Raw genomic sequence first — 16,931 nt, forward strand, 5'->3', positions numbered from 1 at the left:
TGCCGGGGGTTTGCGGTCGTGGCAAGCGCATGGGCGCAAAGCGCCTGCCGCAAGGCGGTTCCGCGCGAACTCGACCCGATTCGACGTGATTCGGGCAGTCGCGTGCGCGACGGGCGCTCGGCCGCGGCGGCGCGTTCGCCATGCGTTGCGTCGGCGGCGCAACGGGGCCGGTTTCATGCATGCGCCGCTCGCCGACGATCGATATCGGACCGGCGACATCGCAGTCGAACGCCAACGGGCCGGGAAAATTCACGCGACGGGCCGCGCCGAGCCAGAAGCATTCCTGCCGTGATTTCATGGCGCCACGACATTCCCTTTCTTTGCTGATTTTCCGGGAGTCGCGCCGACGCCTTGCATGCCGATCGCGTTCGAGATCGCGTGAATTCGAAGCGATTCATCGAGGCGGCGGAATTTCCGGATTTTTCTCGGTGCCGGCGATTCAGGACACCGCGATATCCGTCGATTCATTCGGGCCGACTTCGTCGGTCGTTGATGGACTCGAGGCAATGGCTCGAGACCGTCGAGCCGAACGGCGGCAAGGAAAATCGGATGAGAACCCGCGATCTCGCGGGGTGCCCGCCGCCGCGATCAACCGGCGACGCGTCGCCGGCACCGGCATGGGACGAAGCCGAAACGGACCCGGCCGGAGCGGGCGAGGACGGCGGCGATGGGGCGGGCAACCTGCCGCCGGGATGCGTCGAGATCGACGAGCCGGGCGCGGCCGATCCGCCTGTCGGTTCGATCGCCGATGTGATGACGCGGATGGAATCGTGCCGGCGGCCCGTATGCCGATTTCATTCAGCCCGGACCCGGTATCCGCCAATCCGGCGGCATCGCGCGCCGCCGCGTGAATCACCGCATGCGTTGCCGTATGCGTCGATATCGATTTGCACGGCGCATAAATTAATGCGAATGCCTGGAAATAAACCGTCGGTCGCTCACGAGCGGGACGATCGGTGAATTGAAATATCGATGACGATGTCGGGCGGAACGCAATCGCGCACGGCAGGCGTCGATAACCCGGAGCAGGCCGCCGTCGCATTCCGCCAACAGGCCGATCCGCCACGCCGTCCTGCCACCGGCCGCGCTCGCCGGATCGCATTGGCGCCGGTTTCCCACCATGTGCGCAACGTCGGCCAGCCCCGCGCCTCGCGCATTCCAAATGCGCCATCGCGCCGTCGGGCGCGGCCCGGGCCGCGCGTCACAAAATGCGAAGGCTCGCGTGGCGGGAAGATGGCGGCGCAACCCACGCCTCGGCGCAGAGCATAGCAGAGCTATCGCGCCACGTGATAGGACATCTCGCTTCGAATTTACCCTGATTCAATTGAATATCGACTGGTGGCATGGTTCGAAATTGTTGCGTCATCAAGGACAAAATCTGTATTACGAAGTGCTTGACACGTAGTACGAACGTTTCACGCCGTATCGGTCGTTTCCAGACGGAGCTTCGATGCCGCCATCGAGTCAAGGGAGACCAGCGATCCGATATCGACGGCGGCGGCAGCTGGCTTAACTCGATGGTTAATACGTGGCTGCGGCCTGGCTTCGCGCCGACAGCGGAGACAAGAACAAAAGCCCGACGATGCTCCGATCGGGGTTCAGAGACACATCAACGACAACTACCCACCCATGAAAAAAACAATCATCGCGTGCGTCGCGCTCGGCACACTGGCCGGCACCGCTCACGCGCAAAACAGTGTCACCCTGTTCGGCATCATCGACGAAGGGATCGACATGGTCAGCAACAACAAGGGCGGCCACGTCTACCAGACCGCCGGCAGCGTGATGCAGGGCAACCGCTTCGGCCTCACCGGCACCGAGAACCTGGGCGGCGGCCTCAAGGCGGTGTTCATGCTCGAGAACGGCTTCAACGGCAACACCGGCGGGCTGAGCCAGAACGGCCTGATGTTCGGCCGCCAGGCGTGGGTCGGCCTCGCGTCGCCCTACGGCACGGTCACGTTCGGCCGCCAGTACGATTCGGTGTTCGACTACGCGGCCCCGCTCGCGGCCGGCCAGCTCGGCGGCGGCGTGTACGGCGCGCACCCGGGCGATCTCGACAACTCCAACATCGATTACCACGCGAACAACTCGATCAAGTACGCGAGCCCGACCATGGGCGGCTTCCGGTTCGGTGGCCTGTACAGCCTCGGCGGCACGCCCGGCAACGTCACCAACAACGAGATCTGGTCGCTCGGCGCGGCCTACAATCACGGCCCGGTCGCGTTCGGCGCCGCCTACCTGAACGCGCGCAACCCGGGCACCGGCATGTTCAGCACCGCCGCGTCGAGCCTGCCCGAGACGCTGATGACGCCGATCTACTCGGGCTTCATGAGCGCGAACACGTTCCAGCTGATCGACGTGGGCGGCTCCTACGCGTTCGGCCCGGCCACGCTCGGCGCCACCTACACCAACGCGAAGTTCATGAACCTCGGCAGCAACGCGATGCCGACCGGCGCCAAGGGGCCGGCGGCCGGCTACTCGCACGGCAGCACCGCGACCTTCAACGACGTGCAGGTCAACTTTCAGTTCCAGTTCTCGCCCACGCTGCGCACGCTCGCGGCGGCCGACTACGTGACCCGCAACGCGCTCACGCAGGCCAACGGCACACCGGTCGATCGCGCGAAGTACCTGCAATACGAACTGACGCTCGACTACTCGCTGTCCAAGCGCACCGACGTCTACACGATGGCGATCTACCAGCGCGCGCTCGGCGAGGACTCGACGGGCGGCCCGGCCGTGGCGGCCATCACCGACACCACCGCGATTTCGTCGAACGGCAAGCAGTTCGTCGTGCGCGTGGGGATTCGGCACAAGTTCTGAGGTTCGGGCCGAAGGGGGAACCGGCGGCGCGCGCGGGCGCCGCCGGTTTCAAGGCAGGCAAGTCGACACGACGCCATCTGGTCCATTGCTTAGCTTTCCTGCCAAAAATAAAAAGCCGCGCACATCGTCGATCACCTCCCCGCCTCACCCTCGTTTCACCCTTCGCGCGTCCCTGATTTCCCGTTCCACCACCGCCTGTCCCGCGCCGACGATCGCCACGATCCGCCTCGTCGGGCCGCGCCTGTGCCTTGATTTTCCTGCCTCTTTTTTTCTTGATAGGGGTTTTCCCACCCCTCAAGAAATTCTCAAGCACTGTCGAGAAAACGTCTGCCGGCTGGGCTGCTGAAGCTTCCTCCGGGCTTGCCACTCCAATCCTCGGAAGAATCGGAATGAAAGTATCGAATTCGATCGGTTTCAAGATCAACCTTGCCTTCGGTACCGCGCTGGTTCTCAGCGTCGCCGTGCTGGCGACCGTCGGCACGCTGAACGTGCGCCATCAGGCCGTCAACGAGTTCGAGCAATCGAGCCAGGCCCGCATCACGCAAGCCGACGGTTCGCTCGACGGCACCTTCAGCGAAGTCGAGCAGAACCTCACTTATCTCGCCCAGACTCCCGAGCTGACGTCGGCCGACGCCACCATCACCAACTACCTGACCCACACCGGCAAGATGACGCCGGACAGCAACGGCGGCGTCGAGCAGCGCATCTTCACGGTGCTCAAGCAGTTCGGCGACGCGCATCCGGGCATGCGCTACCTCGACATCGGCACGCACTGGGGCGGCTACGTGCAGTGGCCGATGGAAACCATGAACGGCGACCACTACGATCCGCGCCAGCGGCCGTGGTACACGGCCGCCATGGAGACCCCCGAGCGCGTGGCGCGGCCCGCGCCGTACCTGAGCGCGGCCGGCTCCGGCGGCGCGATCATCCCGTTCGCGCGGGTGGTGAAGACCGCCGGCGGCGAGGTGCTGGGCGTGCTCGAGGGCGACCTTTCGCTCGAAGGCTTCGCCAAGCTCACCAGCGGCATTCGCTTCGGCCAGAGCGGCTACCTGATCGTGACCGACAACAACGGCAAGGTGTTGATCGATCCGCGCGACAAGAGCCACGAATTCAAGGATTTCAAGTCGCTCGGCGGCGGCTACGACCAGCTCGCAGCGGCCGCCGACGGCCGCACCGCCGTGACGATCGATTCGACTGCCTACCAGGCCTACGCCTACACCTCGCCCAGGAACGGCTGGCGCTACTTCGCGCTCGAACCGGAGGCCGAGATGATGGCCGCCGCGAACCGGCTGACCTCGCAGCTGGTCGGCACGGGCGCGCTGGTGATCGTGATCGCGCTGTTCGCGATGGTCATGCTGAGCCGGCAGATCGCGGTGCCGCTGCGCACGCTGGCGGGCTCGATGCATGAGATCGCGGTCGGCGACGGCGACCTGACGCGGCGCCTGCCGATCGTCAACAGCGACGAGGTCGGGCTGCTCGCGGGCCGCTTCAACGCGTTCGTCGAGAAGCTGCATGGCGTGCTCGTCAAGGTATCGTCGAGCATCACGCACCTCGAAACCGCCTCGCGCGAGGTCTCCGCCGGCAACAACGACCTGTCCGCCCGCACCGAGCAGCAGGCCGCCTCGATCCAGCAGACGGCGGCCAGCATGGAGCAGCTCGCCAGCACGGTGCGCGAAGCGGCCGACCGCGCCAAGCACGCCAACGCGATCGCGTCCGGCGCCGTCGCCACCGCGCGCCGTGGCGACGAGGCGGTGGCCGAGGCCGCGAAAACCATGCAGGCGGCCGTGAGCGAATCGGAGCGCATCATCGGCATCGTCGGGATCATCGAGGGCATCGCGTTCCAGACCAATATCCTCGCGCTCAACGCGGCGGTGGAATCCGCGCGTGCCGGCGAGAGCGGCCGCGGCTTCGCGGTGGTCGCCTCCGAAGTGCGCAACCTCGCGCAGCGCTCGACCGGCGCCGCGAAGGAGATCAAGGCCCTGCTCGAAGCCTCGGTCGGCAACGTGCGCGAGGGCGCGAGCCGGATCGGGCTGGCCGGCAGGACCATCGCGGAACTGAATTCGGCGGTGGGCAACGTCGCGCAGATCACCACCGAGATCGCGGCCGCGGCCGACGAGCAGAGCCGCGCCATCGACGAGGTCAACCAGGCCGTCGCGTCGATGGACCAGAACACCCAGCAGAACGCGGCGCTCGTCGAGGAAATCGCGGCGGCGTCCGAATCGCTGAGCGCGCAGGGGCGCGACCTGCACGCGACGGTCGGCTTCTTCAGGCTGCAGGCCTGATGGCGGCGCGGCGCGCGTGAGGCTCACGCGCGCCGCGCCGTCGAAGCGGGCACGGCAACGCCCGCATGCTTCGGCATCGAAGCGCGACGGACGCCGTCAGTCCGACTCGGTGAACTGGATCGACGGCGAGGTCGAACCCGAGCCGGCGGACGCCGTGCATTTGCCGAGCGTGAGATTGTTGGTCTCGCCCGTCGTGCCGCCGTTGCTCGGCCCGATGCACTTCGGCGCGGCCGTCGAGCCGTCGCTGACCGCGACGTTGACGGTCAGCGAGGCGCCCGAATTGAAGTCCGCGCGCGAGCCGCCGGCATTGCCCACCACGTTGAACTCCGCCTGCGTCCAGCCGCTCGCGATGTCCGATACGTTGTCCTTCACCGACGAGCTGTAGGCCTGCGTGCCGTAGGTGACGGTGGCCGTGTCGGTGCCGTTCGCCGTGGCGCTGCCGGCCAGCTTCAGGCTTGCCAGCGAGGTGATCGGCAGCTGCCTGGCGACCACCACCGACGGGCTGTTCCGGTAGCAGTCGTCACCCGTCTGGTCCGGGCCGGCATCGGTGTAGCCGCTGGGGCAGATGTTGGTGTTGCCGCCGTCCACGTCGCGGCCGTAATTGATCAGCCAGGTCTGGATGAACACGTCGGAGGTGCCGGTCAGCGCCGTGCCGGACGCATTCACGTCGTCCGACACCAGGATGTATTGCTGCCAGGCGTAGCACCCCGAGTAGCCGTTGCACGCCGCCGATCCCTGGTACAGGTTCGTGTTGAGCTGCAGCGTGTATTGGTTGGCGCCCGTGATGCCGTCGCTCTCGCCGGAGCCGAACGGCACGTTGGCGCCCTTCTCCGAGCTGACGCCGCTGACCGACGGGAAGCTCCCCACCGCGGCGCTGATCAGCGCGCCGGCCGGCGCCTGGACCGCGTAGTCGGAGCCGTTGCCGACCACCTGCTGCGACGTGCCGCGAAGCGCCTGCGCGCCGATCAGGCGCGCGAGATCGGGACGGGAGGATCGATAGCCCGATACCGGGCCGCACGCCACCTTGTCCCATTTCAGGTTCGGATAGCTGGCGTGATAGCAGCCTTCGCCCTGCGGCGCGAACTGCCGGACGTTCTCGCGCCAGTCGGCCTGCGCCGCCGCCTCGGCCTGCACCTGCGCCTGGTCGACGAACGCGCCGGCCACCTGCCCGGCATAGGCGGCCGGCAGCGCGGCCATTCCGATGCCCAGCCCCGCACCCAGGACCACCGCGGCGCGAGCAATGTCATGCATGTCAAGCAAGGTCCTCGATCGCATCTGTTTCTCCAGTGGAAGCAATGGTTTTCCGTGTCCGGCCTTCGGGGATTCGAAAGCCTGGACGTTTCGAACGACAATCCGCGGCCGGCCCGGCGGCAACCACGCCGGTCGGCCAGGGATCACTTGCCACGAGGTGGCGAAGTGCTTTCGGTGATGGCTTCACGAGGATTCAACGAGATCCCCCCTCGTCGGGCACTGCGAGACCCATCAGGCATTCGTCATGTCGGCAATCTATTTTTAAAAAGAACCATGATCTGCAATCCGAATCATTTTTCATGAAACGCGGTATATGAAACCCCCGCCGGGGCAACCCGCCACCGGCTGCCGTGCCGCCAAACAAATGCAGGACTGCCAATCATATTGATATGATCGAGCCCGTTGAAAGACTGCCACGGCCACTGCCTGAACTACACGCGCCTTTTCTTGAAATTGAATTTAAATATAACGTCGGCTTTCTGTAGGATTCCTGGAAATCGGGCCGCCGGCTCTGGATTGGCAGGGAGAATGCAACCAAACATTTGGCTCGTCAAACTTTTTTTGATGAAGTGGAAAGTATTTTCATGATCGAAATGATCGGGCCACGCCATTGATACGCGAAAGTAAAATGTCCTCGCCAACTCCCAAAGAAACGCATTCAATATTCGCCGCGCGGCGGCCCGCCGAGCGGCTGCAGCGGCGGGCCGCCGCGCGGCCGGCTTCCGGCACGACATCCAATCGTCGGCATGCGCGCATGAAAATGAAAGCATCGGTGCCCGCGCCGGACCCCGGCACGGCCAGCGCGATTTGTAATCCACATGATGGATATCCACATTCCAAACATCCATTTGATTAATTTATGATGCGATGCGAGAGTATCCGCTCCCTCACTTCGCATCACGCGCCATGTCCACCAATGACCTGCAGGCACTCCGCGTCCCGTACCCGGACGGCTTGCCGACCAACCAGCGGATCGCGGCGCTGATCGCCATTTCACTGGCGGTCGCGATGGCCACGCTCGACACCGCCATCACCAACACCGCCCTGCCCACCATCGCGGCCAGCATCGGCGCCGACCATTCCTCCGTGATCTGGGTGGTGAACGCTTACCAGCTGGCAATGGTCGCGACGCTGCTGCCGTTCGCCTCGCTGGGCGAGATCGCCGGCCATCGGCGCGTCTACATTGCGGGCCTGGCGCTGTTCACCGCCAGTTCGCTGGCCTGCGGCCTCGCGTGGTCGCTGCCCACGCTGGCCACGGCGCGCGCGCTGCAGGGCGTCGGGGCGGCCGCCATCATGAGCGTCAACACCGCGCTGATCCGCTTCTCCTATCCGGCCCGTCTGCTCGGGCGCGGCCTGGGATTGAACGCGCTGGTGGTGGCCGTGTCCTTCACGGTCGGCCCGACCGTGGCGTCGGCGATTCTCTCCGTGGCGTCGTGGCACTGGCTGTTCCTCGTCAACGTGCCGGTGGGCCTGGCGTCCGTCCTGATGGCGGCCGGCACGCTGCCGGCCACGCAGCGCGCCCGGCACGGTTTCGACCTGGCCGCCGCGCTGCTCTGCGCGATTTTCTTCGCACTCCTGATACTTGGCCTCGGCACCGTCGCGCACGGCGGCGTGACGCGCGCCGTCGTCGCCGAATGGATCATGGCGGCGCTGTGTGGCTACGCGCTGCTGAGGCGCCAGGCCGGCCATCCGGCGCCGATGCTGGCGGTCGACCTGTTTCGCCGCTCGGTGTTCACGCTGTCCGCGCTGACCTCGGTGTGCTCGTTCACCACGCAGGGCTTCGCGTTCGTCTCGCTGCCGTTCCTCCTGCAGATCGGGCTCGGCAACAGCCAGGTCGCCACCGGCTTCCTGATGACGCCGTGGCCCGCCGTGGTGGCGATCATGGCGCCCATCGCCGGGCGCCTCTCCGATCGCTACCCGGCCGGCGTGCTCGGCACCATCGGGCTGCTGACGCTGTCGGTCGGCATGGCGTCGCTGGCCACGCTGCCGCCCGCGCCCTCGACCTTCGCGCTCGTCTGGCGCATGGTGCTGTGCGGCGCCGGCTTCGGCTTCTTCCAGGCGCCCAATCTCAAGGCGCTGATGGGCAGCGCACCGCCCGAACGCAGCGGCGCGGCCAGCGGCATCGTCGCCACGGCGCGCCTGCTCGGGCAGACGCTCGGGGCCGCGCTGGTCGCCCTGTGCTTCCACGTGGCCGGCGCGCACGGCCCGATCGTCGCGCTGTGGGCCGGCAGCGGCTTCGCGCTAGTCGGCACCGTGGTCAGCTGCTTCCGCCTGCTGCCGTACCGGCAGCAAGCCTGACGCGCAGCCCGGCCCGCGCCCCGGATCACCGCCGACGCCGGCCGTGCGTCGTTCACTGCCGGCCGATCGCGCCTCCGGCGGCCGGATTCCAGCCGACATCGAATTATCCGATATCCAGAATAAAATTCCAGATTGCGATTTTTTTTAATTGACAATCGAATTTAAAGCAGGCGACACCAATCCGGATCACGCAGGCGCCAGCCTCGCCCATTATTCAAAAATCAGGCATGCCGCAGCGGATCGACTCGGCCGGATTTATATTTACCAAACAGATATCGGCATTTTAATTATCAACTTCAAATCCGCCGGCCGTCTGCTTATGCTTGGATCTCGCGGTGCAGCAAGCAGTGTTCACGGTTGACCGAAATGCTGTCCGGTGTTGTTTCCGGACGATCAATCCTCATCGGTGCATTCCCTTTTTATTGCAAGCGGATCGGGATAATTTTCGGCAAATCATTTCGTCATGCTGATCATCATGACCGTGCAACCCGCGGCCACCGCATTACCGGCAATTCGTTTGATTCGGCGCGGCGCTCGTGTCGGCACCGGCAACCATGCGTCGGGACGGCGGCCGGCCGTCATCCGGAACCGGCGCCGACAGGCAGTGCGGCATTCGTTTTCCTTTTTCTCGATCAAGGAGAGGTGATGATTTCTGCTCAACAAGCGAGGTTCTATGCCCACCATGGTTTCGTGGTGGTGGACGATGTGTTCGATGCGGCGAAGGTCACCGAGGCGATCCGCGCGATCGACGAGCTGCTCGACCCGAGCAATCTCGGCAAGGCGTTCGAGATGGAGCCGCAGGACGGCTCGACGGTCCGGCGCATCTGGTCGCCGACCCAGAAGCACGAGGTGTTCGAGCGGCTGGCGGCCGACCCCGATCTGCTCGACAGCATCCAGCAGCTGATCGGCGACGACGTGATGTTCCACTACAGCAAGGTCAACATGAAAGGGCCCAAGGTGGGCAGCGTCGTGAAGTGGCATCAGGATTTTTCCTATTACCCTCACACCAACTCGGATCTGCTCACGGCGCTGATCTTCCTCGACGACGCGAACCGCGAGAATGGCTGCCTTCGCGTGATTCCCGGCTCGCACCGCCGCGGGCTTCGCTCGCATGAGATCGACGGTTTTTTCCGCGGCACCGTGCAGGACGTGGTGGAGGCCGACGCCGTGGAGGTGGAGGTCAAGTCCGGCGGCGTGCTGTTCCTGCACTGCCTGACCCTGCATGCGTCCGCGCGCAACACCTCGAACCTGCCGCGCCGCACGTTCCTGCCGGCCTACCGCGCGGCCGATTCGTTCCCGATCTACTTCGGGCCGCACGCGGCACACAACGAGCCGGGCGTGCGGCTGCTGCGCGGGCAGCCGTCCCGCATGGCGCGCGTGGAAGCCGGCCTGCACCGCCTGCCGATCGCCGAGCGCGATTTCGGTTCGCTCTACGAAGTGCAGGAAGGCTCGCACCTGAACAAGCAGATGTCGGACATGAAGTCAGCAGGCTACGCCGTCGCGTGACGCGCCGATTGCCGATCCCCCGCCCCCATCCAGACAAACGAGGTCATCATGTACCTGAGAGTGAATCCCGCATCGCATCTGAAGCCCGTGATGTCCGTGCCCGCGTCGAAGCCGGAGACCCAGCGCGCCATCGTCACCGCGAGCCTGGCCACCGGCCGCTCGCGCATCCACAACGACCTGCGCTGCCTCGAAACCGACACCATGAAGCAGGCCTGCCGGCAGCTCGGCGCGCGCATCAGCGAGCAAGACGGCTTCCTTGAAATCGACGGCGTGGGCCGCCAGTTCACCAACGACACCCTCGTGATCGACGCGAAGGGCTCGGGGCTGGTGTTCCGCACGCTGTCGGCCATCACCTGCGCGCGCCGCTCGCCCACCATCCTGACCGGCGATCACACGCTGCGCCGCCGGGTCATGAAGCCGCTGTTCGACGCGCTCGACTCGCTCGGCGCGAACATCCAGCACATCGGCGACGCCGGCAAGGCGCCCGTGATCAACTGGGGGCAGCGGATCTCGCGCACCCATGCCGAGCTGCCCGGCGACGTCAGCTCGCAGTTCGTCACCGCGCTGCTGTTCCTCGCGCCGCTGTCGGACCAGCCCATGACGATCCACCAGAGCGAGCCGGTGCTGTCGAAATCGTACATCGCGCAGACCGTCGACTTCCTGCGCCGCGCCTCGATCGACATCGAGGCGGACGAGCGGTTCAGCCACTTTTCCGTGCGTCCGGGCGAGTACGTCGCGTTCGATTCGCGGATCAACGCCGACTACACCTCGCTGTCGTACCTGCTGTTCGCCTGCACGGTGTTCCCGGGTGAGTACGTGATCCGCGGCATCACCAGCGACACGCTGCAGGGCGAGCAGATCTTCATCGACGTGGTACAGGCGCTCGGCGTGAAGGTGATGCACGACGATGCCGCGCAGGAGCTGCTGGTGTCGAGCGTCCATGCCCGGCTGTCCGGCCGGCACGAGGTGGACGTCAGCGACGGCCCGAACATCATCCCGACGCTGGTCGCGCTGAGCCTGTTCGTGGAGGGCGAATTCCGCGTGGTGGGCGGCTCGGTCACGCGGCTCCACAAGTCGTCGCGCATCGAGTCGATGGTGACCGAGGCCAGCAAGCTCGGCGCCGACATCAAGCTGCTCTGGAACCGGCAGGGCGACATCGACGGCTTCGTCACGCGTGGCAGGAGCGATTACGAGGGCGGCGAGATCCTCACCAGCTGCGGCGACCATCGCAACTTCATGTCGCTGTTCGTCGCCTCGCTGAAGTTCCGGCGGCCGTGCCACCTCGACGGCTTCGAGGACGTGATCTGCTCGTTTCCCGAGTTCCTCACCCAGTTCGAGGCGCTCGGCGCGTCGTTCTCGCCGGTGCAAAGCGTCGTCTCCGGCCCGGCGGTGATCGACGAGTAAGGTCGCGCCGCGCCCTCACCCACCCGCCGGCATGGCGCGGGTGAGGGCCTGGGCCGGGTCCGGCTCGCGCGACGCCAGCCCGCTGGCCGCCGCGCGAATCCGCTCGCGCATCCAAGCCTGCGCGGGGACGCTGTCGTGGCGCCGGTGCCAGTACATCGACCAATGGAACCGCGTCGATTCGAACGGCAGCGCCTTGATCACGAGCCCGTCCTGCGCGAAGCGCCCGGCCAGCCGCCCGGACATCACCGCGATCATCGAGGAATGGCGCAGCAGGTGCGGAACCACGAGCCAGTGCGGCACGTTCAGCGCCACGTTCCGCGCGCGCTGCATCCGCGCCAGCGCGGCATCCACGTAGCGGCCGTCGGTCGAGTTGATCGACACCTTGAGGTGCGGCAGCGCGAGAAACAGCTCCATCGTCATCTCGTCGCCGGCATGCCGGTGCTCGCGCGACAGCACGCACACCATGCGATCCTCGAACAGCGGCGTCGCGCGCACCGCGCCCGTGTGCTCCAGATCCATGCTCACCGCGAGGTCGATGTCGTCCGCGTCGAGCGCCGTCACGGTCTGGCGCGGCGGCAGGTGCACGACGTCGATCGTCACCTGCGGCGCCTGCTGCCCGAGCTGTTCGAGCAGGGCCGGCATCAGCAGGTATTCGAGCACGTCCGACATGCGGAGCCGGTAATGCTGGGTGCTGGTGGCGGGGTCGAACGAACTGCTCGACTTGATCAGCCGCTCGGCCTGGCGCAGCAGCTGGCGCAGCGGCTCCTCCAGCTCCAGCGCGCGCGGCGTGGGCTCCATGCCCGACGCGTTGCGGATCAGCAGATCGTCCTGCAGCAGCGTCCGCAGGCGCCCGAGCGCGCTGCTCATGGCCGACTGGCTCAGCCCGATCTTGGTCGCGGCTCGCGTCACGTGCTTTTCGGTCAGCAGCGCATCGAGCACGACCAGCAGGTTCAGATCAACGCTGCGTAGATTCATAGGGACTTGCGCTCTGGTGGGTTGAGGCGCGACCCGGGACGCGTGCCGGCATCCCGCCGGCGCGACGGGCCACGCCCCGGATCGAGACGGCCGGCGGCACCACCGGACGCCGCGGCGCCGGCCTCGTGGTTCCACCCGCCTCGCCGGACGCGGCCGGTCGCTTGGGGCCAGCCCGCCGTGGCCCGCGGCCGAAAGCCGTGAGCGCGGTGGGCCATGCGCGGCCGCATCGGCACCAGTTTATGCCTCACCCGCGCGGTTTCGGATGGACGTTTGTTTTTTTATTCGCCGTCCCGCCGAATTTGCCCCGGTATCTCCGGACAACCCGCGAGCCCAGCGGCCTCGCGCGGCGTTCCTGTGATGCGGCCCGCTTCGCCCGATGCCAGCCAGGAATGCCGCCACCGAGGCGATGTCGGCAGGCTGCCCGTCACGCACGCCGAAGTGCGGGCGCAAATCGTCGAACCGGGACAGGCCCGCTACGACCCGTTCGGCCAGGAAGGCGCCGGCTGCACCGGAACATGGAGGCCGCCGGGCGCGTGATCGCGCGGCGGCGCGCGTCGCGCCATCCCGTATCACCAGCTGGAGATGGCGGCGCGGCCCGACCGGATCCTGACCGAGCACGCCACCGAGATCGCCGGCCTGACCGTCTACACGGTGCTGGCGACGCCGCGGCGCGTCCCCTCGCGGATTCTGGAACGCGACTCGTATGCGTACTGGGACAAGGTGGCGGGCGCCGATTTCGATTCCGCCAGCGAATTCCTGCGGTTGCTGAAGGAGGACGGCCTGTTGCGACAGCAAGGCGAGGCGCTCGCGATCGAGCAGCTGGACACGGTGTCCGACCGGCGCGTCTGGCATTCGGGCGTGAAGTACGCCGATCTGTTTCGCTGCAAGCTCACGCACCGGCTGCGCGCCGGCGACCTGCTGCTGCAGAACAACGTGACCTGGTCGCATGCCACCAGCAACTGGACGCCGGGCTCGGGCGTGCGCCAGGTCGCGGCGGCGTTCGCGTGACGGGGCGCGGGGGTGGTCGGGCAGGCCGGCGCCGCGGCCGGGCCGGATCGCTTCGTCGGTGGCCGATCCGCGGTCGGATCGAACCGGGTTCGATGGCGCCGCCGGCTGTCGCCGGCCCGGCTCTGGCCCGTTGCCGGACCGCCGGCCGGGCCGCCGGTCGGGCCGCCGCCAGCACGCGCGGCTGATGATTTTCCCCGCCGGTCCGTTTATGTCACGGTAGCATTGGCAAACCAAAGTCACGTCTGCGCGCCGGGATGGCGGCGACCGCCATGAATCGACGGCCCGATGCCGCGACGACGTGACGACGTGACGACAATCCATCCACGCCAGCCAACGGGGAAATCCATGCCTTTTGTCCGCCTCCACGGGCACCGGTGCGAGTCGGGCCGACATCGTTGACGGTCGCGCCACGCCGGTTCGGCGCTCTCCCCCTGTCCGTCGGGACGAATCCGCGAGCCGGTGGCGTGCCTGCCGATCCGGGCGCGCGACGGGACGCATCGAAATCGCCATCCATACCCACGCAAGAGACACCATGCAAACCACCGACAACATCGTCATCGCCTTCGTGCCCGGCACGTCCGCATCGGAATTGAACCTCGCCGGCAACAGGAAGCGGGCCTGGCCCGATGCGCTGGAACTGATCCACGTCTTCAGGGATGACGAGCGGTGCAAGGAGGTGGCCGACCAGACGACGCTGCCGGTCGGCGACATCGTCGATCACTTCCGGATCGGGCCGGAGAACCTGTCGTGCTACGGCCACCTGATCCACTTCATGCAGCACGAGATGGGCTTCACCAGCGCGATTTCATCGAGCTGCACGCCGCTGGCAAGCCCTACGAAGCCGCTCGACAAGCCGCTGCCGAAGGTCTTCTACCATTGCCCCTACGACTGGCGGCAAGACAACCGCGAGTCGGCGAAGCGGCTTGGCGCGGCGCTGACCGAACTCGATCACGTCTACGCGAGTGCCGGCCAGACCTACAAGCTGTATATCGTCGGGCACAGCATGGGCGGGCTGGTGAGCCGCGGCCTGCTCGAGGATCCCGCCTCGAAGTCGGCGCCGTGGTTCGGCAAGGCCCGGGCGCTCATCACGCTGGCGACGCCGCACTATGGCGCGCCGCTCGCGTTGAGCGCGATGCTCGGGCAGCAGATCGCCAATGTCGAGCTGATGGCCTACGTCAACTACGTGCAGTCGGTGGTCGACAAGCCGATCTTCCCATCCACCTATGAGCTGCTGCCCCCGCCCGGGCATCCGTTCATCCAGGATGGCAACGGCGCCACCCTGGACGTCTATACCGCGGAGCCCGCGGCACCGTTCATGAAGGCGCTCGCCGATTTCAGGTTCAACCCGGAAAGCCTCGAGAAGGCGCAGACGTTCTTTTCGACGCTCACGGTGACGTCGCCGGACAATACGCCGATTCCGTACCACTGCTTCGTGGGCACGGAGCGGCCGACGCTCGCCAGCGACGCCGCCGGGCACCGACCGGCTTTCACCTATCGGCCCGATCCCGCGCATCCGCAGGACGACCCGTTCGTCAGCGCGGAAAAAGTCGCGGTGGGCGACGGTATCGTTCCCGAGGACAGCGCCCGCTTCGTGTTCGAGCTCACCGATGCGCGATGCAGGACGTTCCCGGGGTATTCCCATGGGGAAATGGGCGGGTCGAACATGAAGAAGGCACCGGATGCGATCCGGGCGATGCTTGAACTGATCGGGCTGGAACTGCCGCCGCGCGGCACGGAAGACGAATCGGACGACGCGATGGACAGTTCGAACGCCTCGTGATGTGCTGAACCGCGCGGCGGCATGCGATGCCCTGGACGTTTGCCGGGGCGTGGTCGGCAGCGGCAAGCCCGCCGCCGAGAGGGCGTCGCGCGTCCCCGGGTGCTACAAGGACACCACGATCTTGCCGAAATGCGTGTTCCGCTCCAGGTGGCGATGGGCTTCGACGATGTCGTCGAAGCCGAAGGTCTCCGCAACCACCGGCTTGAAGACGCCGCTTGCAACACCGGTCAGGACGTAGGAGGCGGCCGCCTCCAGGCGCTTTCTGTCGGTCGTGAGTCCGAACAGGTTGTAGCCGCGAATGACCGGCATCCGGGGAATCACCTCCAGCAGCGGCAGGACGGTGGGCTCGGTGCTCAGCGCGCCGTAGAGAAACATCGTCGCCCCCGGCGCGCAAGCCGTGACCAGCCTCGCGAAATCGGGGCCGCCAACCGGATCGAAGACGATGTCGGCCCCTTTCCCGCCAGTGATCCGCATGATCTCCACGACGACGTCCTGCTCTTCGGTGACGATCACGTGCGCCGCCCCCGCCTTGAGCAAGCGCGCACGTTTGGCGCTGGTGCGCGTCAACGCCACCGGCACGCCACCTCCGGCGTTGACGATCTGGATCGCACCCAGGCCGATGCCGCTCGACGCGGCCGGGATGACGACCGTATCGCCCCGTTTCATCGTGCCGTCTTCCAGCAGCGCCCCGTATGGCGTGAGGAACACGTTCCACAAGGTCGTCGCCTCGACATGCGGCATCGGCTCGACATGCCTGATGACCGCCGCGGCCGGCGCCAGCACCCGTTCGCCGTACATGCCATAGTCGTTCATCGAAAATGCCGGCACCGTGGTCACCTGGTCGCCCACCGCCAGCCCGCCGACGCCCGCCCCGACGGCATCGACATAACCCGAAACCTCGTATCCCAGACGAGCCGGCAAGCGCACCGGCTCGACGTAACGTCCGGAGCGCCACATCGACTCCGCGCGATTCAGGCCGATGGCCTTCACGGCGATACGGACTTCGTCGGCTGCCGGTTCCGGCAGTGCCACGTCGACGATCTGCAGGACGTCCGGACCACCGTACTCACTGAACTGCACCACACGCGACATGTTTGTCCTTGCTTTGAAATCGCCGCCTAGCCGGCAGCGGCCCGGGCGCATCAGGCAGCGCCCGGACGGGATGGAACGGGGCGCACCCGCCGTGATGCCCTGGCGGCGCCAGGGGTTCGGCATTCATTCCGGCGCCCGCCTCGAGGAGGATGCCGCTACCTTGCTGATCTGCATCTGCGGAGCGTGGCTGGAGCAATTGTCGAGATCGGCTTCCAGTTCCGCCCGGTTGCGCTGGAGGGCGGCCAGGAAGCCGTCGAGATCGCGGGTATGGAAATGCCCGACGGCGAGGAACGGCGGCGAGACCTCGCCGGTCGCCACGCCGAAATCCACCTCCCACGATTCGCAGAGATCGCCGATGCGCTCGGCGACCAGCGGCACGTGGTGGTCCCGGTAATAGCTGCCGTCGAAGCGGATTGCCTCGTCGGCACGATAGAGCATGCTGATCCTGAACATGATTTTTCCGTGGAGACCGTTCGTGGTGCGCCGGGGCGGCGAACCACCCAGGCGCCGGGACG

At 66.6% G+C, this 16,931-nt stretch carries 15 protein-coding genes; 10 read left to right on the top strand and 5 right to left on the bottom strand.

Features of this window, described 5'->3' with window-relative positions:
• Positions 1-378: 378 nt before the first annotated feature.
• From bpln_RS36185 to bpln_RS26790, 3 genes are all read left to right on the top strand, one after another.
• Entirely contained in the window at positions 379-960 is a 582-nt protein-coding gene (locus bpln_RS36185; protein WP_148654189.1) for a hypothetical protein, read from the top strand.
• 669 nt (positions 961-1,629) lie between these two features.
• Positions 1,630-2,820 (top strand): porin, encoded by a 1,191-nt coding sequence (locus bpln_RS26785; protein ID WP_042628186.1) that lies wholly within the window; start codon positions 1,630-1,632, stop codon positions 2,818-2,820.
• Positions 2,821-3,209: 389 nt separating this feature from the next.
• Positions 3,210-5,102: a methyl-accepting chemotaxis protein gene (locus bpln_RS26790; RefSeq protein WP_055140518.1), complete on the top strand. Its 1,893-nt coding sequence runs from the start codon at positions 3,210-3,212 to the stop codon at positions 5,100-5,102.
• Positions 5,103-5,198: 96 nt separating this feature from the next.
• On the opposite strand, the gene bpln_RS26795 is transcribed toward bpln_RS26790, so the two are convergent.
• Positions 5,199-6,353 (bottom strand): hypothetical protein, encoded by a 1,155-nt coding sequence (locus bpln_RS26795; protein WP_055140519.1) that lies wholly within the window; start codon positions 6,351-6,353, stop codon positions 5,199-5,201.
• A 431-nt stretch (positions 6,354-6,784) separates the two neighbouring features.
• Positions 6,785-7,186 (bottom strand): hypothetical protein, encoded by a 402-nt coding sequence (locus tag bpln_RS37490; protein ID WP_148654190.1) that lies wholly within the window; start codon positions 7,184-7,186, stop codon positions 6,785-6,787.
• Positions 7,187-7,259: 73 nt separating this feature from the next.
• On the opposite strand from bpln_RS37490, the gene bpln_RS26800 reads away from it, so the two are divergent.
• The 5 genes from bpln_RS26800 (at position 7,260) to bpln_RS26810 (ending at position 11,561) form a co-directional block, all read left to right on the top strand.
• Positions 7,260-8,651 (top strand): MFS transporter, encoded by a 1,392-nt coding sequence (locus tag bpln_RS26800; RefSeq protein WP_055140520.1) that lies wholly within the window; start codon positions 7,260-7,262, stop codon positions 8,649-8,651.
• Between the two features lie 148 nt (positions 8,652-8,799).
• Positions 8,800-9,012 (top strand): hypothetical protein, encoded by a 213-nt coding sequence (locus tag bpln_RS36195; RefSeq protein WP_123863786.1) that lies wholly within the window; start codon positions 8,800-8,802, stop codon positions 9,010-9,012.
• A 102-nt stretch (positions 9,013-9,114) separates the two neighbouring features.
• Complete coding sequence (locus bpln_RS36200; RefSeq protein ID WP_123863787.1) at positions 9,115-9,297, top strand: hypothetical protein; 183 nt, start codon at positions 9,115-9,117, stop codon at positions 9,295-9,297.
• Positions 9,297-10,157 carry a phytanoyl-CoA dioxygenase family protein gene (locus tag bpln_RS26805; RefSeq protein WP_055140521.1) on the top strand — a complete coding sequence of 287 codons (861 nt, stop codon included), beginning with the start codon at positions 9,297-9,299 and terminating at the stop codon, positions 10,155-10,157. The genes bpln_RS36200 and bpln_RS26805 overlap by 1 nt, the downstream gene beginning before the upstream one ends.
• A gap of 48 nt (positions 10,158-10,205) precedes the next feature.
• Positions 10,206-11,561 (top strand): 3-phosphoshikimate 1-carboxyvinyltransferase, encoded by a 1,356-nt coding sequence (locus bpln_RS26810; protein WP_042628191.1) that lies wholly within the window; start codon positions 10,206-10,208, stop codon positions 11,559-11,561.
• Between the two features lie 15 nt (positions 11,562-11,576).
• Here the strand turns inward: bpln_RS26810 and bpln_RS26815 are convergent, their stop codons facing one another.
• On the bottom strand, positions 11,577-12,536 hold the full coding sequence (locus bpln_RS26815) for a LysR family transcriptional regulator (RefSeq protein WP_042628192.1): 960 nt from the start codon (positions 12,534-12,536) through the stop codon (positions 11,577-11,579).
• Positions 12,537-13,118: 582 nt separating this feature from the next.
• Here bpln_RS26815 and bpln_RS26820 point away from each other — a divergent pair.
• Both bpln_RS26820 and bpln_RS26825 read left to right on the top strand, forming a co-directional pair.
• Positions 13,119-13,544 carry a hypothetical protein gene (locus bpln_RS26820; RefSeq protein ID WP_055140522.1) on the top strand — a complete coding sequence of 142 codons (426 nt, stop codon included), beginning with the start codon at positions 13,119-13,121 and terminating at the stop codon, positions 13,542-13,544.
• Positions 13,545-13,896: 352 nt separating this feature from the next.
• Positions 13,897-15,324, top strand: coding sequence for an esterase/lipase family protein (locus tag bpln_RS26825; RefSeq protein WP_148654191.1), 1,428 nt, complete (start codon positions 13,897-13,899; stop codon positions 15,322-15,324).
• 102 nt (positions 15,325-15,426) lie between these two features.
• Here bpln_RS26825 and bpln_RS26830 read toward each other — a convergent pair whose 3' ends face one another.
• Positions 15,427-16,416, bottom strand: coding sequence for a zinc-dependent alcohol dehydrogenase family protein (locus tag bpln_RS26830; RefSeq protein WP_042628195.1), 990 nt, complete (start codon positions 16,414-16,416; stop codon positions 15,427-15,429).
• 123 nt (positions 16,417-16,539) lie between these two features.
• A complete protein-coding gene (locus bpln_RS26835) occupies positions 16,540-16,869 on the bottom strand; it encodes an EthD family reductase (RefSeq protein WP_042628196.1) in 330 nt (109 codons plus the stop codon).
• Positions 16,870-16,931: the final 62 nt, after the last annotated feature.

It is taken from the genome of Burkholderia plantarii (genome assembly GCF_001411805.1).
Classification (GTDB): Bacteria; Pseudomonadota; Gammaproteobacteria; order Burkholderiales; family Burkholderiaceae; genus Burkholderia; species Burkholderia plantarii.